16 protein-coding genes and 1 pseudogene are annotated in these 21,590 nt (G+C 41.6%); 10 read left to right on the forward strand and 7 right to left on the reverse strand.

All coding sequences use genetic code 11. The features are described 5' to 3' along the window. The first annotated feature begins 61 nt into the window (after positions 1 to 61). Together LRS05_RS10135 and LRS05_RS10140 are read left to right on the forward strand one after the other, a co-directional pair. Positions 62 to 891, forward strand: a pseudogene (locus LRS05_RS10135) (S1 RNA-binding domain-containing protein). Positions 892 to 1,391: 500 nt separating this feature from the next. Continuing rightward, entirely contained in the window at positions 1,392 to 8,303 is a 6,912-nt protein-coding gene (locus LRS05_RS10140; RefSeq protein ID WP_257868223.1) for a fibronectin type III domain-containing protein, read from the forward strand. 221 nt (positions 8,304 to 8,524) lie between these two features. Here LRS05_RS10140 and LRS05_RS10145 read toward each other — a convergent pair whose 3' ends face one another. Continuing rightward, entirely contained in the window at positions 8,525 to 9,697 is a 1,173-nt protein-coding gene (locus LRS05_RS10145) for a serine hydrolase (RefSeq protein WP_257868224.1), read from the reverse strand. A 221-nt stretch (positions 9,698 to 9,918) separates the two neighbouring features. Here LRS05_RS10145 and LRS05_RS10150 point away from each other — a divergent pair, with 221 nt between their 5' ends. The 8 genes from LRS05_RS10150 (at position 9,919) to LRS05_RS10185 (ending at position 15,971) form a co-directional block, all read left to right on the forward strand. Further along, on the forward strand, positions 9,919 to 10,761 hold the full coding sequence (locus LRS05_RS10150; RefSeq protein ID WP_257868225.1) for a 1,4-dihydroxy-2-naphthoyl-CoA synthase: 843 nt from the start codon (positions 9,919 to 9,921) through the stop codon (positions 10,759 to 10,761). After that, complete coding sequence (locus tag LRS05_RS10155) at positions 10,762 to 11,286, forward strand: PH domain-containing protein (RefSeq protein WP_257868226.1); 525 nt, start codon at positions 10,762 to 10,764, stop codon at positions 11,284 to 11,286. It begins immediately after the preceding gene. Beyond that, on the forward strand, positions 11,279 to 12,286 hold the full coding sequence (locus LRS05_RS10160) for a PH domain-containing protein (RefSeq protein WP_257868227.1): 1,008 nt from the start codon (positions 11,279 to 11,281) through the stop codon (positions 12,284 to 12,286). The genes LRS05_RS10155 and LRS05_RS10160 overlap by 8 nt, the downstream gene beginning before the upstream one ends. A 62-nt stretch (positions 12,287 to 12,348) precedes the next feature. Beyond that, positions 12,349 to 12,786 (forward strand): PH domain-containing protein, encoded by a 438-nt coding sequence (locus LRS05_RS10165; RefSeq protein ID WP_257868228.1) that lies wholly within the window; start codon positions 12,349 to 12,351, stop codon positions 12,784 to 12,786. 107 nt (positions 12,787 to 12,893) lie between these two features. Then, complete coding sequence (locus tag LRS05_RS10170; RefSeq protein WP_374707790.1) at positions 12,894 to 13,802, forward strand: 1,4-dihydroxy-2-naphthoate polyprenyltransferase; 909 nt, start codon at positions 12,894 to 12,896, stop codon at positions 13,800 to 13,802. A 41-nt stretch (positions 13,803 to 13,843) separates the two neighbouring features. Beyond that, on the forward strand, positions 13,844 to 14,521 hold the full coding sequence (locus LRS05_RS10175) for a metal-dependent hydrolase (RefSeq protein WP_257868230.1): 678 nt from the start codon (positions 13,844 to 13,846) through the stop codon (positions 14,519 to 14,521). A 33-nt stretch (positions 14,522 to 14,554) separates the two neighbouring features. Next, complete coding sequence (locus LRS05_RS10180; RefSeq protein WP_257868231.1) at positions 14,555 to 14,908, forward strand: four helix bundle protein; 354 nt, start codon at positions 14,555 to 14,557, stop codon at positions 14,906 to 14,908. A 22-nt stretch (positions 14,909 to 14,930) separates the two neighbouring features. Beyond that, positions 14,931 to 15,971, forward strand: a complete 1,041-nt coding sequence (locus LRS05_RS10185; RefSeq protein ID WP_257869263.1) for an o-succinylbenzoate synthase — start codon at positions 14,931 to 14,933, stop codon at positions 15,969 to 15,971. Between the two features lie 5 nt (positions 15,972 to 15,976). Here the strand turns inward: LRS05_RS10185 and LRS05_RS10190 are convergent, their stop codons facing one another. The 6 genes from LRS05_RS10190 to LRS05_RS10215 all read right to left on the reverse strand — a co-directional run bounded on the left by LRS05_RS10190 (position 15,977) and on the right by LRS05_RS10215 (position 21,582). After that, positions 15,977 to 16,444 (reverse strand): acyl-CoA thioesterase, encoded by a 468-nt coding sequence (locus LRS05_RS10190; RefSeq protein ID WP_374707769.1) that lies wholly within the window; start codon positions 16,442 to 16,444, stop codon positions 15,977 to 15,979. Positions 16,445 to 16,509: 65 nt separating this feature from the next. Next, the gene (locus LRS05_RS10195; protein ID WP_257868233.1) at positions 16,510 to 17,085 is read right to left on the reverse strand and encodes a Crp/Fnr family transcriptional regulator; all 576 of its coding nucleotides are present in this window, start codon (positions 17,083 to 17,085) and stop codon (positions 16,510 to 16,512) included. A 45-nt stretch (positions 17,086 to 17,130) separates the two neighbouring features. Continuing rightward, positions 17,131 to 18,213, reverse strand: a complete 1,083-nt coding sequence (locus tag LRS05_RS10200; RefSeq protein WP_257868234.1) for an endonuclease — start codon at positions 18,211 to 18,213, stop codon at positions 17,131 to 17,133. A 125-nt stretch (positions 18,214 to 18,338) separates the two neighbouring features. Continuing rightward, positions 18,339 to 19,502: an endonuclease gene (locus LRS05_RS10205; RefSeq protein ID WP_257868235.1), complete on the reverse strand. Its 1,164-nt coding sequence runs from the start codon at positions 19,500 to 19,502 to the stop codon at positions 18,339 to 18,341. After that, complete coding sequence (locus LRS05_RS10210; RefSeq protein WP_257868236.1) at positions 19,499 to 20,719, reverse strand: RsmB/NOP family class I SAM-dependent RNA methyltransferase; 1,221 nt, start codon at positions 20,717 to 20,719, stop codon at positions 19,499 to 19,501. Before LRS05_RS10210 ends, LRS05_RS10205 begins: the two co-directional genes overlap by 4 nt. A 110-nt stretch (positions 20,720 to 20,829) precedes the next feature. Then, positions 20,830 to 21,582: an Asp/Glu racemase gene (locus LRS05_RS10215; RefSeq protein WP_308224869.1), complete on the reverse strand. Its 753-nt coding sequence runs from the start codon at positions 21,580 to 21,582 to the stop codon at positions 20,830 to 20,832. Positions 21,583 to 21,590: the final 8 nt, after the last annotated feature.

The following is a 21,590-nucleotide window of genomic DNA, read 5'->3' on the forward strand; positions in this document are numbered from 1 at the left end:
ATTTTATTCTTGTATATCTGTAATTATCAAGTTTAAACAGTATTATTCCTACCTTTGCACTATGATAAACATCGGTAAATACAATACGCTAAAAATAGTTCGCGAAACACAGGTAGGCCTTTATCTTTCTGACGGGGAGACAGATATACTTCTGCCCAACAAATATATTCCGCGTGAATATGAAATAGGTGAGGAGCTTATTGTTTTCGTATATCTCGACCATGAAGAGCGCCCTGTCGCTACCACGCTTGAGCCGTATATTTACCTTGATGAGTTTGCTTTACTGCGCGTAAACTATGTAAATAAATTTGGCGCATTCCTTAACTGGGGGCTTGAAAAAGACCTTTTCGTGCCATACCGCGAGCAGGCCCGGCCCATGGAAGTTGGCAAACGTTACCTTGTATTCATGTACCTCGACCATGAAACCAACAGGCTGGCAGCATCAAGCAAGCTTAACCAGTTTTTAAGCAATGATGAGCTTACGGTTGAGGAAGGGGGGAGGTTGACCTGATAGTATCTCATATAACAGATATGGGCATTAATGTTATCATAAATGAAAAGCACAAGGGCCTTATGTACAAGAATGAAGTGTATGAAGACCTGCGTACCGGCGACCGTATTAAGGGCTATATTAAAGCCATTCGACCTGATAATAAAATTGATGTTTCTCTTCAGAAAAGCGGGTTTGAAAGAATTGAGCCAAATGCAGAAAAGATTTTGGATGAAATGCGAGCAAACCGGGGTTTCCTACGCCTTAACGACAATAGCCATCCTGAAGATATAAAGACTGTTCTTAAAATGAGCAAGAAAACTTTCAAGAAAGCTATAGGCACGCTTTACAAGCAAAAGCTTATAGAAATTAAGGAAGATGGTATTTATCTTTTAAAATAATAAATATATTTAATCGACTTTAATTTAAGCTACAAGGTTAGATTCTTCTCTTAGCACTTTATATAATTTTCCTGAAATATATTTTATTGCTAAAACAGTTACGTAATATTACGAAAACGTTTTAGTGCCTGATGTTTTATGTAAGAAATTTATTTAAGTATTTAAAAATGAGGTTATTCAATTTGACCAAATTATTAAATAAAATTAATGAATTTGGTTAAATTTATATAATATATTATTTTTTAAGTTTTAAAAATGCTATTTAAATAAATATTCACTAAATTTTAAGTTAATTTTTAAAGTTAACATTAGTTTAGTAAATTTATCTACTATTTAAATATCACTTTATGAACCAAAACTACCAGTTTTTGGCCAGGGGCTCGTCAGCTCCAGCCAAAATGTGCAGGAGTGCCATAGCGCCTCCTCTCGAGCAAAGCAGTTTTAGGGAACGAACATGGCGTTCGTGCCTAAATCTGAAAAATTATTGTACAGCGTTATTAATGCTGTTTTTTTTGCTGTTTTCATCATGGGACGCCTTTTCACAGGTAAGCATTAATGAAACTTTTGACGGTACTACCACACCCCCTTCAGGCTGGGCATACACCAGTTTTTCAAGAACTACTACCGTGCCTTGTGCAGGTGCAGGTGCAATCAGGAAAAACCAGTGGTCGTCTTCCACAACTGGTAATGCTACTACACCTACCTGGACTTCAAACGGACAAAATGTATCAATTCAGTTTTCGTACAAACTGTTAAATTACAGCAGCTCGACTCCAACTGTTGCAATGCCAAACAGTCCGGCATGGGGGAGCATCATAACTGAATTATCAACCAACGGCGGTACAAGCTATGGTATTACTGTTGGTACAATTGATGCTACAAACCATGTTGTAAGTACGTCATGTGCTACAAAAAGCTATGTGGTACCAGGATCATCAGTTCCAGCTGCAAGCTCATTAAAAGTACGTTTCAGGCTAACATTTGCAGGTTCTACACCTGATTATTTTGTTTATCTGGATGATGTAGTTATAACACAAGTAAGCTTAAACCCACCAAGTTGTATTACTTCGCCTACAGCACCTACAAACAATGCTACTGCTGTAACTTCACCGGTATTTACATGGCCAGCGGCCAGCGGCGCTCCAACAGGATATAAATTTTATCTTGGCACAGATGCCCAGGCTACAAACGTACTTAACGGTACAGATGTAGCTGCCGTAACAAGTTATACTTACACGGGTGCGTTAACTCCTGCTACAGTATATTATTGGAAAGTTGTACCATATAATGCTAATGGTGATGCAACATCATGTACTGCATGGAGTTTTACTACCGGTGCTACACCCGCATGTTTAAGTACTTCAGCGCCTGCTTCAGGTACAACAACCAGCTACTCTACCCAAAGAATCACCTGGAGCGCTGTAAGTGGCGCAACCAGTTATGATGTATATTTTGGTACTACAAACCCACCTGTATTTGCAACTAATCAAACAGCATTATCTTATGCTCCGGTACTTGCTGCTAATACAACATATTACTGGCGTGTTGTGCCAAGAAACATAACTGGTGGCTCAACTGAATGTGCAATAAACACACTTTCAACAGCCAGTGCTATATATTGTGTGCCTTCAACAACAAACGGATGTACAGATGGAGACGTAATTGCCAGGGTGCAGCTTAACACACTTGACAATAATTCAGGTACAGGATGCCCAAGCGGCACATTAGGTTACTCTGATTATACTTCCAACTCATCGCTTACCACAACACTCCAGGCCGGAGCATCATATCAATGTAAAGTATGGGCAGGGCAATATGGAGAAGGTTATGCAGCATGGATAGATTATAACGATGATGGCACATTTGCATCAAATGAGCGTATAGGATATTCTAACGGCCAGGTTGCAGGTAGCGGCAGCGTAGGTGTTCTTGGTTCTTCCGCAACATTTACAATATCGCTCGCATGTAACCCGCCTGTGGGTGTACACCGCATGCGTGTTAGGGCAATGTTCAACACCAATGGTATAGATGTAACGCCATGCGGCAGTAATTCTTATGGTGAAACAGAGGATTACCTTGTAACAATAACTGAGCCGGCAGCGTGCCCGCAGCCATCAAATCTGGCGGTTGGTACAATTACGGCTACTACAGCAAACCTTTCATGGGTATTGGGCTGCGCAGAAACTGCTTGGGAAGTGTTGGTTCAGCCTGCATCTTCACCTGCTCCTACTGCAGAAACCACAGGTGTTTCGGCTACAGCTGTAAACTATGTAGCTGAAGGCCTAAGTGCCGGTATTCCGTATAATTTTTATGTACGTGCAAATTGTGGCCCTGAAGATGGAGTAAGCCTTTGGTCTGGCCCTATAAGCTTTAATACACCGCCAAACCAGGCACCTGAATGTGCTACACCGTTGCTGCCGGAAAACGGGGCAACTGAAGTAGCTCTTGGTGCAAATGCATCTGTAAATATTTCATGGTCACCAAGTACAACAGGACAGGTGGCTACATCATATGATGTTTATTTTGGCCAAACTCCTACTACACTTACAAATCTGGGTAATACTACAGGTACTAACGTAAATATTACTGGCCTTGTTGCCGGCCAGACAAATTACTGGAAAGTTGTTCCTAAAAACAGTGTAGGTTCTGCCGATATAGATAACTGTACTTTATTTAGCTTTACTACGGCTATACCGCCGGGGGATACCTGTGCTACTGCACTAAACCTTGGAGCATTGACAAGCCCGTATACATCTACAACGGCAAACTTTACAAACCACATTAATCTTACATGTGACGCGTCTGGGGAACTTTCTCCTGATGGATATTACTATATAGATGTACCTGCAAATTATACTTTAAATATTGCACAGACGGCCAACGGATATGACTCTGTTATCTATGTAGGCTATGGTACATGCGGTAATCTTACTTCAATCAGCTGCTTTGATGAACCTGATACGCAGGCTACAAGCTGGATGAACTTAACCGGAGGTACTGCTCGTGTATATTGGATTCAGGATGGTTATGGTGACTCAGGCTCATTCACACTTACATGGTCTTTGGCACCACCGCCTGATTGTTTGCCTCCAACAGCATTAGTAACTAATGTAAGCGGTACATCAGCAGATATTTCATGGACAGCTTCAGAATCAGCCCCAACTGGCGGTTACCAGTATGAAGTTCGCAGGACCGGCGCTGTACTTAGTGGTAACACAGGACTTATTGCAAGCGGTACAACTACCGATAATTCAATACCTACTGTAACCGGCCTTACTATTGGTACTACTTATACAGTATATGTGCGTTCACTTTGCTCTGAAACCATTTCAAGCTCATGGAATTCAAAAGCATTCCTGGTGCCTGTTGCCAATGACATTTGTTCAAATGCAATTACACTTACTTGCGGAGGCTCAACTACGGGCACTACAGTAGGAGCAACAAATGACAATATGCCTGTTTGTGGTATTACCGATTTAACAACACAAAACTCTGCCGGTGTTTGGTATAAATTTATAGGCGATGGCAGTGATGTAACAATCACAACCTGCGGCCCTACACAGGTAGATACAAGGATGGCTGTTTATACAGGAGAATGCGGCGCGCTTAATTGCCTTACAGGTAATGAAGACAACTCGAGCTGTACCACTGCAACATGGTCATCACAAGTGTTGTTCAGCACTGTAAATGGTGGTGAATATTATGTACTTGTATATGCCTACGGCGATACAGCTACAGTAAACTTTAATATTGCCATGAGCTGCGTAGTACCTTGTACTCCTGCAACAACAAATGATAACTGTGCTACTGCGGTTGCACTTACCCTTGGTACTCCGCTATCAAGCAACAATACATGCTCTACACCATCTACAGGTGTGGCATATCCTAGCTGCGGCAGCCAGTTTTCTTCATACTATGACACATGGTATACATTTAACTCAGGCAGCAACACAACGCTTGAAATTGCGCTTACAGCTACGGCGCCTACAGCAGTAGGTTATGCGCTTTACACAGGTACTTGTGGCGGATCATTTACACAAAGGGCTTGTAACCTTACAGGCGTTGCAACAAATGTAACAGTAACAGCTAATACTAACTATTTCCTAAGGGTGTATACTGATGGTATTGCAGGCAGAGGTAACTTTACTGTAAGCGTAAAAACACCTTGCTTAAGGCCTACAGGCGTTTCAGCGTCAGCTATAACAGTAAATACTGCTACTGTATCATGGACACCTTCAACCAGCAACCCATCTAACGGCTATGAGTATGAAGTGCGTTTCGCAGGTGCAGCAGGCAGCGGCGAGAGCGGACTTGTAGCAACCGGTGCAACATCTTCAGCAACTGTAAACCTTACAGATTTACTTGAAGATACACAGCATACAATCTACATCCGTTCAGTTTGTGGCGCTGAAGATTATGGCCCATGGACAACAGGTACTAATTTCACTACACTTACAGGCTGTTACAGGCCAACATCTCCGGGTGTTGCAAATGTCACTGCTACTGCAGCCACATTAAGCTGGACTCCTCCTACAGAGGCGGTGCCTCAAAGTGGCTATGGTTGGGAAATACGTACATCTGGTGCTGCAGGTACAGGTTCAACCGGTTTGGCAGCTTCAGGAAACACATCAGGTACAACTGTAAATACAAATGCATTGTCACCATCTACTGCATATACATTATATGTACGTTCTCGTTGTGGCGGCTCATCATTCTCAGGATGGACAACAGGTGTTACATTTAACACTACACCGGCTAATGATGCTTGTTCGGGAGCTATTGCAATTACCTGCGGAGGCCCATCACTTACAGGCACAACTGTTGGCGCAACAAACGAGAATATGGCAGTTTGTGGTATAGCCGGTGTTACCGTGCAAAACACACCTGGCGTATGGTACAAATATGTAAGTAATGGTACTGATGTTACTTTCAGTACATGTAATGCCGGCTCAGGCGATACGCGTATTGCTGTGTATAAAGGTACCTGCGCTGCTTTAACATGCGTTGGTGGTAATGATGACAACTCTGGCTGTACAGCTTCAACATTATCATCTGAAGTGACCATTGCTGATACACAGGAAGGAGCAACATACTATATATTAGTATATGCATTTTCTTTCAGCAGCCCTGCAACAACAACAGTTAATTTTGTGCTTACTGCTACTTGTGCACCTGCCTGTACACCTGCTGCAGGAAATAATGAAAGCGCAACTGCACAAACCATTTTCTTTGGCTCTACACCAAGTAATAATACATGTGCAACAGCCAGCCTTGGTCTTGATTACCCTAGCTGTGATAGTGCTTTTGCTACATATTATGATGTCTGGTATAAGTTTAATACCGGTTCAACAACATTTGTTGATATGAGCCTTACATCATCAAGTCCTGTTGCGGCAGGTTTTGCATTGTATTCAGGAACTCCGGGTGCACTTACTCAGGTAGCATCTACTTGTAATACTACCGGTGCATTAACTTCGGTTACAGGCCTTAATGCAAATACAGTTTACTATTTAAGGGTATATTCTACAAGCAAAACAGCAAGAGGTAACTTCACCGTAAATCTTTCAGTTCCTTGCAGGGTACCAACTGGCTTACTAGTCACAAATACTGCAAACACTGCAACGCTTTACTGGACAGCTTCAGCGTCATCTCCTATGGATGGATATCAGTATGAGGTGCGTACTTCAGGCGCTGCGGGCAGCGGTTCTACCGGCCTTGCTGCAAGTGGTACAACAACATCACTATCTCAGGTAGTTACAGGCCTCTCTGTAGATACTAACTATACTGTATATGTGCGTTCGGCATGCGGAAGCTCAAGCTTCAGCCCATGGACATCAGGTGTTGCATTCCGTACAGGTTTCTGTGTACCGGCACCTACAAGCGGTATTGGTGATGGTATTACTAAAGTATCTTACGATAGTGTAAACAATGTTACCGGAGCCGAATCTGGAAATTATGCAAACTACGCTGCTATGAGCGGTATAGTGCAGAGGGCTAATGTGGCAAATGTAAAAGTTAAGACAGCTACTGCCGCAAATGTTAAGGTTTGGGTTGACTGGAACAATGACTTTGACTTTAATGATGCCGGTGAAGAAGTATATAGCGGTGCAACGGTTAGCGATAGCCTTACAGCATCATTTACCGTACCTATTTCAACATCTGTAGGTAACCACAGAATGAGGATTGGTGCAGGAACTTCATCTTCATTAACACCGTGCTATACAGGTACTGCTGCTGCATTTGAAGATTATACTTTAAATGTTGACACAATGGGCCCTGTACATCTTAATAACGCCGCGTGTAACAGTACAGTTACAAGCTTTACATCAGCATTGTATACAACTACAGCTATTGGCGCGCAGGCTTACAGATTCAGGGTTAAAAACGGCGCATCAGAGCAGGTTATAGAAAGAACAACAACTTTCATTTCTCTTAACATGCTTACTGCACCGGCTTACGGAGTTACATATTTAATTGATGTAGCTGTTAAACTAAACGGAGAATGGACAGACTATGGTAAAGAATGTAAAGTAACAACAGTAAATCCTGTTCAGTCCAGCAAGCTAGAACTTTGTAACACAGGAGGAACATCTGTGTCATCATTTGCAACACCATTGTATGCTGTTAATGTACCTGCAGCAACAAACTACAGGTTCCAGGTTACATCTTCACAAGGTACAGTTACGTTTGACAGGCCATCAAGGTTCTTTACAATAAGCATGCTTGCTTCATATGACTATAATACTGATTATTCAGTGAGGGTTGCAACTCTTTCAGGAGGAGTGTGGTCGGCATATGGTGATGCTTGTATAATACGTGTTGATATGCCTACTTCAACACTAACTGCACAATATTGTGGTGGTACAGTTACTAAGAAAGGCCTGCCTATTTATGCTACAAACGTTCCTCGTGCAATTTCATACCGTTTCAGGGTAACTTACAATGGTACACCTTATGAAATCAACAGGAGTGTAGCTTACTTCACGCTTAGCCAGGTACCTACATTTATTCCATTAGGAGCAACAGTATCTGTTGAAGTAAAAGCACTTACAGCAGGCGCTGAGTCGGCATACGGCGCAGCATGTAATGTAACTCTTCTTAATCCTAACGGAAGGCCTGGTGCAGATAATGAATCTGACGCTGAGACAGCCAGAGCATCTGAAACTAAGCTTTCCGGCTTCCCTAATCCTTTCAGAGAAACGTTTGTGTTAAACTTTACAACTGAGAGCGAAGAGATGGTTAATATTGTAGTATATGATATGACCGGGAAACTTGTAGATAAACGTACAGTATCGGCTAATGAACTGCCAACGCTGCAAATTGGAGACAATTTTGCTGCAGGTGTTTACAATCTTATCCTTACGCAGGGTGAAACAATTAAAACACTGCGAGTGGTAAAGAACGTTAACTAATACATAGTTGCATTATCTTTAAGATGCCTCTTCCTGTAAAGGAAGGGGCATTTTTATTAGTACACTCTGTCTGTAAATAAGACAATTCTAAAGTGTTATTGTGCAAGACTTTCATGCTATATGCAACAATAAGCAAGGAGAGATTTGCCCCCGATTAGTACTGAACATCCATATAAATAAAACAGCCCCACTGTTATAGAAGGGCTGTTTTAATATTACATTTATTCCGGTGAATCGTCTTTATCTGCTTTGATAGGGTAGGTGCCGAATAAAGGTGACATCTTCCAGATTTTGTAGGGTTTATAAGAAAACCGGTTTGAAAGTGCAATCATGGTAACAGTATCTTGCTTAAGTGTCACATATGAAGATGTATTGCCGTGCCACCAGCCGTTGTGGTAAAATACTTTCTCACCTGTTTCCCATTCGTGCAGCCTTATGCCAAGCCCATAGTTTTTTACGCCCTTGTTTTCATAACTATACCCCTTAAACACCTGCTTAACCAAATCAGGGCTTAAAAAATCATCGCTGTAGGTAGCAAGGTCAAACTTCAGCAGGTCACGAGGCGTTGAGTATATGTTTTTGTCGCCATACACATCATCAAGAAAATCAAACCCATAAAGCACATTATTGCCTTTATAGCTCTGGCTGGCTGTTGCCTTATGCTTTTTATAATCAAATACATAAGTATTTTTCATGCCTATAGGGCTAAAAATAAATTTTTGCATTGCATCGCGGTAATTCATTTCTGTCGCTTTTTCAATAATGAGCGCAAGTATGGCGAAGTTGGTATTACAATAACCGAACTTTTTATCAGGCCTGAAGTAAAGGCCGAATTTGTGCTTAGCCAGCAGGTTCAGTACATCCTGGTTGGTAAGCATGGTACGGTTCCATATCTTTCGGTCATCAGCAAAGTAGGCATAGTTTGGCAGCCCGCTCCGGTGGTTCAGCAGCATTTTAATCGTAATGCCATCATAAGGAAATGTCGGCAGGATGGTATTCACTTTCTGGTCAAGCGAAAGCTTATCTTTATCAATAAGCTTAAGCACCAATGCTGCGGTAAGCACTTTACTTACCGAAGCTATGTGTATAGGTGTATTTTCAGTGATTTCTTCTTTTTTACTTCGGTTACTGAATCCGCCATAGGTTTCATAAATAATTTCTCCGTTTTTGGCAACCAGCATACCGCCGCTCAGGTCATCTTTGGGCCAAAGCTTTTTGTAGAAATTATCAACGCTGTTGTGTTTTGATGTTTTATAAGCTTCAGATACTGTATTAAATTGCGTAACGCTATCATTGTTGCCTGAAAGATTATCAGCAAGATGCCTGCCTTCATTTTTGCAGGATAACAGTAGTAAAGGTGAAAGTATGTAGGGTATATATCGTGTAAATCTCATTAATATAAAATTGGCGTAAAGTGGCAAATATAAAGAAACCGAAATTTTTTTGCCGGGGTTTTTATAGAAGGTTAACATCAAAAAAACTGAAAATAGTATAGAAACGCCTACTAAGGATTTGATAGCAAATAAATTACATAATGATGATTTTCAACATTCCTAAAAAAGTATGCCGCTATCATTAAAAACCATTATTTTTACAGATAAATATAACTATTGCCATGAGCGAAATAAACTGGAAAACTGTAAAAGAATTTGAAGATATAACCTATAAGAAATGTGATGGTGTGGCACGCATAGCCTTTAACAGGCCTGATGTACGCAATGCGTTCCGCCCGAAAACAACCAGCGAACTGTTTGAAGCTTTCCTTGATGCCCGGGAAGATACTTCTATAGGCGTAGTACTGCTTTCAGCAGAGGGGCCATCATCTAAAGACGGTGTGTATTCATTTTGCAGCGGAGGCGACCAAAAGGCTCGCGGCCACCAGGGTTATGTAGGCGATGATGGTATGCACAGGCTGAATATCCTGGAAGTACAGCGCCTTATACGCTTTATGCCAAAAGTGGTTATAGCAGTTGTTCCTGGCTGGGCAGTAGGTGGCGGGCATAGCCTTCATGTGGTGTGTGACCTTACGCTGGCGAGCAAAGAACACGCGATTTTTAAACAAACTGATGCAGACGTAACCAGCTTTGACGGAGGGTATGGCTCGGCTTACCTTGCTAAGATGGTAGGGCAGAAGCGTGCCAGGGAGATTTTCTTTCTTGGGCGCAATTATTCGGCACAGGAAGCTTATGAAATGGGTATGGTAAATGCCGTTATACCTCATGCTGAGCTTGAGGACACGGCTTATGAATGGGCACAGGAGATACTTGGTAAATCGCCAACTGCAATTAAGATGCTGAAGTTTGCTTTTAACCTTACCGATGACGGAATGGTAGGCCAGCAGGTGTTTGCCGGTGAAGCAACCCGTTTAACTTACATGACTGAAGAAGCCAAAGAAGGCCGCGATGCATTCCTTGAAAAAAGGAAACCGAATTTCAGGGATATTAAATGGATTCCGTAAATGGAAAATTTCAGCAACGAAACTATTGATGTAGCTACACTTCCAAAATTTGAGGAAACTGCACTTGCCGGCCTTGAGCCTGCATACTGGAAGGTGGTACTGTTTAATATTGCTTTAACTTTTTTGATTATAGCTTCGGCAGCCTATTTGGTATTTTATTTTGCAGATAATCTTCCTGTTCAATTTTGGATAGTGGCAGTAGCTTTTTTCACAGGGCTTTTATTAAGTGTAATTATCGCCATGATAAGCTTTAAGAATAAAGGTTACGCCTTCAGGGAACATGATATCATTTACCGGACAGGGGCAATTGCCATAAGTACGCATATTATACCTTATAACCGTATACAGCACGCCGCGTTGCATGAAGGCTTCATATCTAGGAAACTTGGCCTCGCCGCTGTTGAGATATTTACCGCAGGTGGTGACGGCAGCGACATGAAGATTCCGGGCTTAAAAAAAGCCCAGGCTGAAAACCTCAGACAGCTTATTGTAGGAAAGATTATAAAACAATCAGCTGATGAATAGTGACTTTACCCAACCGCAGCGGCAATCTTTTGTTGGGGTTGTGGTAATGTTTGCCGACACCTTCCAGAAATTTGCCCGTGCCATTTTTCCGGTCGTAATTGGCCTGGCTTTCCAGATCAATAAAATCGGGAAGGGTTATTTTGTACTGGGGGTGGGCGTTATATTTACCATAATAGCTATAATTGCTTATTTAAGATATCGGAACTTTACTTTCTACATTGATGAAGAAAACGAAGAATTCATTATTAACGAAGGCATAATCAACAAAAGCCGGCTTGCCATACCGCTTGATAAGATACAGCAGGTAAACATAAACCAGTCGTTGCTGCAGCGGATTATAGATGTTCATTCGCTTGAAGTGGATACCGCCGGTACAAATAAGCAGGAAGTATCTATTAAGGCTATATCTCAGGAGCTGGCTGCATCGTTAAAGACCCGCCTGATGGATGGTGGAAAAGGTGAGGATGTTTTAACTGAGGAGTATGTGGCTGGATCTACTGCTGAAACCGGGAAACCTTTGGTAACAATATGCCTTGCCAGCCTTTTCAGGACAGGAATAACATCAAATTATGCGCGGAGTTTTGCGCTGCTGCTTGCATTTACTATATCGACATTTCAATATATTGAAGATTATATAAATGTTGCAGGATTTGACGATGATCCGCTTGACGATTATATTAATGCTGAACTGGCCCTACGCTTCCTGACGTTTATAATTATTGGCGTTATGGCGCTTGTACTTGTCATTAACCTGAGCCGTACAATAATACGGTACTTCGGCTACAAAATTATAAAACAGCAAGGTGCGCTGCTGCTTTCGTACGGGCTTATCAATACAAGGAATACAATCCTTCGCCCGAACAAAATCCAGTACCTGACCCTGGGACGCAATTATTTCCAGAAGAAACTAAATGTGCAGGACTTAAAAATCCGCCAGGCATCAGGTAATGAACCTGCAGATAATGAAAAAAGAAAGCTGCTATTGAAATCCCCGGATTAAGCACTGATGAAAAAGACAGTTTGCTTCAACTTCTGCTAGGCGCTCTACCTGAAAAAGGAGTTATGCTCAAACCCAATATCCGTAAAATAATTGTGCCTGTCTTTTTCTGGCTTGTGCTGCCTTTAAGCATTTATTTCGGTTTAGGTTACGCTGCTGAGCCTAGTATATTCAACTTCATCAATTTTGTGCCGGTGTATGTTTTAGCTATCAGTATCCTTATTTACTTTGCTTTCCGTCATAGCAGGTTGTATGTAAGCGAAGGTTTCATTATAAAACAAAGCGGCGCGTGGGATATTGATGTTGACTACCTACAGCCACACAAAATACAAAGCATGAAGCTCACACAATATTTCTGGCAAAAAAGCGCCGATGTAGGCAAGGTAAAACTTTACACAGCTGGAGGAGCCATAAACTTCGGGCCGGCTAATTATAAAAAACTAAAGCAGTTTGCCAACTACTGGCTATATCAGGTAGAAGCAGGGAATAAAGATTGGATGTGAGTCCGATGATTCGATTTTCGACTGGTCGACTTCAGAAGCGACGGTTGCAAATCGAATTCATCCTATAGTCGAATCTAAAAATCGAACAATCGAAGATGTCAAAAAAAATAAAAGCCTGGATAAGCGCGGCACGTTTAAGAACATTACCACTTTCGGTTTCAGGAATTCTCGTGGGGAGTTTCTATGCTTTTGCACAAGGTTACAATAATTGGACAATACTTTGTTTGTCTTTGCTGACAACCCTCGGACTGCAGGTTCTGTCAAACTTCGCCAATGATTACGGTGATGGCGTGAAAGGTACTGATAATGAAAACCGGATAGGCCCGCAGCGCGCGTTGCAGAGCGGCGCCATTACGCCTTCAGAAATGAAGCGCGGCATTATTATCACTTCTGTATTAACGCTGGCATCTGCTGTTATGCTGATATATGTTTCGTTCGGCAGTGAGAACTTTGGCTACTCACTGTTCTTTTTCTTCTTAGGGTTAGCAGCAATTGCAGCAGCAATCAAGTATACCGTAGGGGCATCAGCATACGGCTATCGCGGGCTTGGTGATGTTTTTGTGTTTATTTTCTTCGGATTAATAAGTGTATTAGGATGCTATTTCCTATATGCCAAGACTATAGATGTACTTTTGTTTCTTCCGGCTGTGTCTATTGGGTTGCTAAGTGTCGCTGTGCTTAATCTCAATAACATGCGAGATATAGTAAGTGATGCCATGTCGGGTAAAAATACGCTCGTGGTACAGATGGGCGCAGCTAAAGCGAAGATATATCATTTCGTTATCATCCTGACAGCCTTGATTTTGACGGTGATATTCGCTATCTTGTATAAGTTTGAATTGAAGCAATATCTGTTTATTATAGCTTATATCCCGTTATTATTGCACCTGATGGTTGTTGCCAAAAACAGAGAGCCCCGAGACCTTGATCCTGAACTGAAGAAGGTAGCGCTGAGTACTTTCTTCTTATCAATACTACTTTGCGTATGTTTGATGATGTGGCAGGCTAAAGGATAGAATGGGGATCAAATCAACGAATTAACAAATTAACTCAAAATATGAAAATCACAACTTACGGCCACGCCAGCCTTGGCATAGAAGTAGGAGGCAAGCACATTATTGTTGACCCTTACATTACCGCAAATGAAGCGGCATCAAATATTGACATCATGCAGCTAAAAGCTGATTACATCCTGATTACCCATGCTCACGGCGACCATATTCTTGATGTTGAAGCTATCGCTAACAATACCGGTGCAACAATTGTATCAAACGTTGAAATTACTAACTATTATGAAAAGAAAGGCTTTAAAGTACACCCAATGAATCATGGCGGCAGCTGGGATTTTGATTTTGGTAAAGTAAAATATGTAGTGGCGCACCATTCAAGCTCTTTTCCTGACGGCACATACGGCGGCAACCAGGGCGGTTTTGTAATTGAAGGTGAACATAAAAACATTTATATAGCCGGAGATACCGCGGTGACATTTGACATGAAGCTGATACCAATGCGTACTCGTCTCGATCTCGCCATATTGCCAATCGGCAGCAATTTTACCATGGATGTTGAGGATGCCATCATTGCGTCAGATTTTTTAGATTGCGATAAGATACTGGGTTATCATTATGATACTTTTGGGTACATCAAAATTAACCATGACGAAGCTAAGAAGAAGTTTTTCGACAAGGGAAAAGACTTGATGCTTTTGGAAGTTGGGGAATCTATTGAACTTTAATAATTACGAATTTCAAATTACGAATTACGATTGATGAAAAACGAGAATGTAGTACAACAAAAAAGCTATGCATTTGCAATTCGTATAATTAACGCATATAAATATCTTCACACAGAACAAAAGGAGTATGTGCTTTCAAAGCAGTTACTACGCTGCGGAACATCTATAGGAGCAAATATAGAAGAAGCTATTGGTGGCCAAAGTCAAAAAGATTTCTTTGCAAAATTAACAATCGCCTATAAGGAAGCACGCGAAACGCAATATTGGCTTCGGCTTCTTCGTGACACTCACTATCTTACAACTGAACAAAGCGATAGTCTGATAACTGATGTAAACGAATTGCTCAGAATCATCGGAAGTATTCAGAAAACACTGCGTAATTCGTAATTCATAATTCGTAATTAAAATGATAAGAGCGCGATATACAAAGTATATTCTCAATTTCAAGCGTCCGAGCGGAACTTCCCGAGGCGTTATGACCCAAAAAGAAACTTTCTTTATCTTTCTCGATGAAAACGGGAAACAAGGGATAGGGGAGTGCGGCCTGTTGCGGGGTCTCAGCTTCGATGACCGTCCGGATTATGAACAAAAACTGCAATGGGTGTGCGATAACATTCATTTAGGTGAAGCAGCTTTGTGGGAAGCACTAACAGAATTCCCTTCCATACAATTTGGAGTGGAGACAGCATTTCGTTCGCTTGCTTCAGAAGATAATTTTGAAGTATTCCTTTCTGAATTTACAAAAGGGAAAGCTTCAATCCCAATAAATGGTTTGGTGTGGATGGGTGATGAGGGGTACATGAAACAGCAGATTGAAGAGAAATTGGATCAGGGTTTCAACTGTATTAAATTGAAGATAGGAGCAATAGATTTTGAAAAAGAGATAGGGCTTTTACGATTCATCAGAAGCAATTTTTCAGCTGAAGAAATTGAAATCAGGGTTGATGCAAATGGTGCTTTTACTTCATACGAAGCTTTATATAAACTTAAAGAATTGTCTGAATATCATATACATAGTATTGAACAGCCAATTAAAAATGGACAGCATGACAGCATGTCAGACTTGTGCAAACTAACTTCGTTGCCAATTGCATTGGACGAAGAGTTGATTGGAGTGCTTTCTTACAGCGATAAAGAAAATCTATTGCGTAAAATTCAGCCTCAGTACATCATTTTAAAGCCAAGTTTGGTGGGTGGATTTCGCGGTTGCGATGAGTGGATAGCCCTTGCCGAACAATACAACATCGGCTGGTGGATAACCTCTGCTTTGGAGAGCAACATCGGACTCAATGCCATTGCCCAATACACCTTTACAAAAAACAACCCTATGCCGCAGGGCCTTGGCACAGGTTCGCTTTATACAAATAATTTTGATTCTCCTCTTGAAGTGAAAAACGGAATGCTTCATTATAATCCCAGATTGGAGTGGGATTTGAATAATATCGGGTAATGATGTTATCTCCCTCGCAATTCAGCTACACGTTCTTTAACGCCTGAAAATCGCTGTAATTCTGATGTCTGTAAATTGTCTGCTGTTTCCTGAAACCATGCAGGGTGGTTATCACGCTTACCGGTTTGTAGATTTACGTAGGTGAAAGTTGTCCACAGTACTGCTTTCAATTGTTGGCAGCTTTCATCAAACATTATCATCTCGACCAATAGCGAGCCTTCTGTAGCTTTAATAAGCGCTGATTGTATACATACATCTTCGTCATATAAAGCAGGTCGCAAATACACGATTTCGTGATGGCTCACCATCCATGAGAGGCCTTTCGCATACATATCGGCCATGCTGATGTTGTGAAATTGTTTCAGGTGGTCTTCGCGCGCATTGAGCATATAGTTTATATACGCTGCATTATTAAGATGCTTAAAAGGGTCGCAGTCGTTGAAGCGAATCTTGTAATAGGTTTTTAATTCCATTGTGATTGATTTGATATTCAAAGGTCTTACAGCAGGCAGCCATTTCCTTTGACAATTATCAAAAATTACCCACGGGCGCGTATACGGCTCAGGGTCTCCTGTGTAATGCCAAGATAGGAGGATATCATTCCCAATGGTACACGCTGCAGTAGTGATGGATTTGCAGCAATGAAGTTGGCATAGCGTTCCTGTGCCGCGGTAAATTGCAAATCTGTAAGGCGTTGCTGCATCTCTGCCAGTTCAAGTGTAATCAAATGGCGGCCCAAACGCTCTATGTCATGATGTTCATCATACAGCTCTTCGAGTTTTGTATAAGGTAGAGACCAGATTACAGATGGCTCAAGCAGCTCAGTCTGCCTGTTATCGGGCTTTCGGGTAAGCCAGGTATTTATTGAGCAGGTAAACTCGTTTTCAGCATTAAAATCATCAATAACTTCACGGCCGTCTTTCATATAAAATATCCGGGAAAGCCCCCGCTCGATATAGTATACATGGGTGCATATGCTTCCTGCAGGCACCAGTACATGCCCTTTAGGCAGCTCTTCTTTTTTCATATACGACAGCAGCTTTGCCCGGCTTTGTGGGCTGAGCTTTACAAAAGGTGAGAGCCTTTCAAAAAGGTTGGTGCTTGCTGTCATCATAAATCAAATATAAATAAAAAACCTCCTGATGAGGAGGCTTATATACTAGTTCACAATGATTTTTTTAGTGACGCTTCCGCCGGTGCCTTCCAGTTTGAGGAAGTAGAAGCCCTGAGGCAAATCTTGTAAAACATATTTATTGTCGCTAAACTGCGGGGCGTCAATATTCTTAACCACTTGCCCGTTGATATTTATCAGCTGAAGGTTATCAATTACTGTTTCACTGTACACATTTATCATGTTTCCCGTAGCCGGGTTAGGGTAGATGCTTATATTGGCTGCAGCTTCAAAATCTGATGTTCCTGCCGGTGTGCCCCATATTGCCTGTACATATTCAGGATGGTCTATATATGGGTTACGGTTGCCCTGGAAAGCATAGACTGCATTGTTACGGGTAATTTCACGCGGGCTTACCGGGTCTTGGGCATGCCAGGTTAAAAGTACATTCTTAAACCAGTTTGAAAAACACTGTGTTTTAGTGCCGTTCAGCATTTCGTGGCTATAATTCTGCATTTTGTCTTCATACCTTGTAGCAAAGTATAGCAGCGCTCGTGCTACATCACCTTTAAACTCATCTATCGGTTCAAACACAATCCCTGAATATCCTGCTGAATAACCCGAATTAAGGTTATTGCCACGCTTAGAGCCGTTAGTTGACGTCCACGTAGCATTGCCTACTTTACCAAATGCGTAATTGCTGCGCTGGCCATTAACTTTACCATCAGTTGGGAAAAGGTGGTGGGCATCATTTCGCATAGGGCTGGCTTCATTAAATACACTTTGGGGCATTATGTGCTCACGGTTAAAGCAGTCGCCTTCAGAACTATAATTACCACACCTGTCGCCTGCTGAAGTTGCAGAATAACTGTATGAGTCAGGCCCGTTTGGTTTTTCAGAATAGATGTCTAGTATTGTCCCGTCATTTTCATAGAAATAATCACGGTCACTGGTTTTATAGCATTCATACAGCGCATCATATCCCTGGTCATTATGCCCTTTAATTATATTATACAGCTGCGTTTTTAGAGCATAGCCTGTGCCGGTGGCATTATTATAATATCCCGCCGGAATTTGTGCAAAGGCAAATCCTGATGAAAGGATTGCCCCAAAAAATAAAAATCTTTTCATTTACAAAAATGTTAGCCGGCAAATGTATATTTATTTTTTTGAGTTAATGATAAATTAACATTGGAAAGTTGTGTGAAAAAATAAAAAAGCCCGGATAGTCCGGGCTTAAATATGTCTTAGCTGTGTCAATTCACTAGAACCTTTTTTACGGCCGACCCTTCAGCAGTATTAATTGTCAGGATATAAAAGCCTTGTGGCAGGTTAGACAGAGTAACTGAACCACTATCTGGAACCGGATTTTGAATTGATGAAACAATTTGTCCGTTGATGTTTATAAGGCGTAATGAAGTAATCTCAACTTCTGATGAAATATTAACTGTGTTTGATGTGGCAGGATTTGGATAAACTGCAACTTTTGTACTGATGTCAAACGTATCAGTTCCGGCAGGAGTGCCCCATATTGACTGTACATATTCAGGATGGTCTATAAACGGGTTTCGGTTTCCCTGAAAGTTGTAAATAGCATTGTTAAATGCAACCTCTTTAGGGCTCACAGGATCATTTGCATGCCAGGTAAGCATAATATTAAGGAATGTTGTGCTGAAAACTTTATTGGTTGAACCATCAAACATTGCTTTTACTTCAAGGGTATTGGCAGCAGCGCTGTAAAAATCGTCCATATCATCCTGGTATCGTGTGGCGAAATAAAAGAATGTTCGGGCAATATCACCTTTAAATTCATCTATAGGCTCAAAAACTTTTCCTGAAAAACCTGAAGAATATCCGGAATTAAGGTTATTTCCTATTTTAGAATTATTAAGGGTTTTGCAGGGTGTATTGGTGGCGCCGGCATTACAGCCGTTTGTTACTGTGCCTGATACCACACCAAAAGGCAGGTTATCACGCCAGCCATTAACTTTACCGTCACTCGGTACAACATGGTGAGCATCGCTATACATAGGCATCGCCCCGTTGCCAAAATAAGCCTGAGGTATTAGGTGTTCTTTATTATAGCATTGTCCTTCGGTGGTATAATTGCCGCATTGCTGGCTTGTACTGGTATAGTTATATGGGTCAATGCCTGTTGGGTTTTCCGAATATATGTCAAGCAACGAGCCGTCATTCTCATAAAAATTATCCCGCAGAGAAGTGCTGTAAAGGTTCCATAACCCTGTCGTATACGATTGGGGATTATGCCCATTGGTAATAATTGTTCTTAGCTGATTTTTAAGCGTGTATCCTGTTCCGGTCGCGCTGTTGTAATATCCCGTTGGGATGGCTTCCGTAGTAAATTGCGCGAGCGCAGCTACCGAGAACATCAGCATCAAAAGCGTAGTTTTTAATTTCATAGCTTATTTTTTCTCTCAAGCAAAGCCATATAAAATCCGTCAAAACCTGATTCTGAGGCTAAAACTTTATTTTCTTTTACAAAGGTAAATTCTTTACCGATATCTGTTGTTAAGAAACGCTTAACTTGCTCCTGATTTTCAGAAGGTAACACTGAACAGGTTGCATATACCAGCTTACCGCCCGGCTTTACTATCTTTGAATAACTTTCCAATACTTCAGCCTGCACCTTGCGTATATTATCTACAAATTCCGGCTGCAGTTTCCACTTGCTGTCAGGATTGCGTTTTAATACGCCCAATCCGCTGCACGGAGCATCAATAAGCACCCGGTCGGCTTTTTCGTGTAGCTTCTTTATTACTTTGGTACTGTCAATAATACGGTATTCAATATTAAATGCACCATCGCGCTTTGCCCTTAGCTTCAACTGCTTTAGCTTGCTTTCATAAAGGTCCATAGCAATTAACTGTCCCTTATTATTCATTAGCGATGCCATATGCAATGTTTTACCGCCGGCCCCGGCACAGGTATCCACCACGCGCATGCCCGGTTCAACCTCAAGAAAACGCGCTACCATTTGTGATGATGCATCCTGCACCTCAAACAACCCTTCTTTAAAAGCATCCGTAAGGAAAACATTCGCCCTTTCTTTAAGAATCAGCGCATCTGGGTATTCTTTAGGCAATTCAGTTTCAATGTTTTGGTCCATCAGGATAGCCCTAAGCTTCTCGCGAGTAGTTTTTAGTGTATTTACGCGAAGTATCACTTTTGCCTGCTCATTTTGCGCCGCAAGTTCTTTTTCCCATTTTTTCTCACCGAGTTCTTTTACGCCAAGCTCATCCATCCAGTCAGGCACCGACTCACGGTATTTCCTTATTTTTGAAAGCTCGTCAAACCTGCCTTTTATTTTGCGAACAGGCGTACTTTCAAAATATTTCCAGTCAGGCAGGGTAATACCGCGAAGCACAGCCCATACCGCAAAAATGCGCCATAGGTTGTCACGGTCATAAGGCTCTTTTACCTCGGCAATCTCGGCATACAGCCTTTTCCAGCGTACTATTTCATATATTGTTTCGGCAACAAACTTACGGTCGGCGCTTCCCCATCGTTTATCTTTTTTTAATGCCCGCGCTACAACCTTATCGGCATACTCACCATCATTAAATATAAATCCTAGTGAATCTATAACCGTAAAAACTAAATTCCTGTGTAATCTCATTTTCAAAAATTGGAAATGCAAAGGTATTGAAAAAATCTGCCCCGCAGATTGATAAATTGTGGGGCAGATAGGTGAAGCGAAAATCGTATTAATACAATGTTAAATACTTGCTAGTACTTTCCACTGAGTAAAGTGCCGCCAATTGGCACTTTTGTATCAAGATTTAATTTTTTCAGCATTTCGTAAACGGTACACACCGCTGCAGATGTTACCGGTATGCCAATTTCTTTTTCTATTGCGTCAATCGCTTCTAATGAAGGCATTTGCACACAGGCAGACACAACCAAAGTGTCAACTCCGGTCAGGTCAAGGCGTTTGTAGATATCAAGAAGGTTCATTGGGTTTTGTGCCGCAACTTCAAGATTATCAGGTATTTCAAGCGCTATGTAGTCCATAACTTCAAATCCCTGATGCCTTATGTAGTCCACAACCAATTCTGTTAGTGGCTTCATGTACGGAGTTATAACCGCTATCTTCTTCGCACCCAATACTTTTAGTCCGTTAATTAAAGCCCCGGCACTCGTAACGATAGGAGTCGGCGAGTCATTTTTAACCGTTTCTTCATAGATATTTGCCTCACTTACACAATGATAGCCCCGGCCCATGCTCATAATTGCTACAAGGCAGGCATAACCCATTACATCTACCTTGGCATCGCTTAGTTCCATAGCGCATTTCAGGCTTTGGGCATCCATGGCTTCCAGTTCTTCTTTGGTTACCTTTTTCATTCTCATCCGGCTGGAATGGAATGTAAATCGTTCAGCGGCAATGGTTTCCCTCGAGCGGAACATCGCCGGAATCTCAGTTTCCATTGTAATATTCGAGCTTGGCACAATCTGGCCAATCCTATATGTCGTCTTCATTTATAATT

The organism is Flavobacterium sp. J372 (genome assembly GCF_024699965.1).
Lineage (GTDB): Bacteria > Bacteroidota > Bacteroidia > Flavobacteriales > Flavobacteriaceae > Flavobacterium.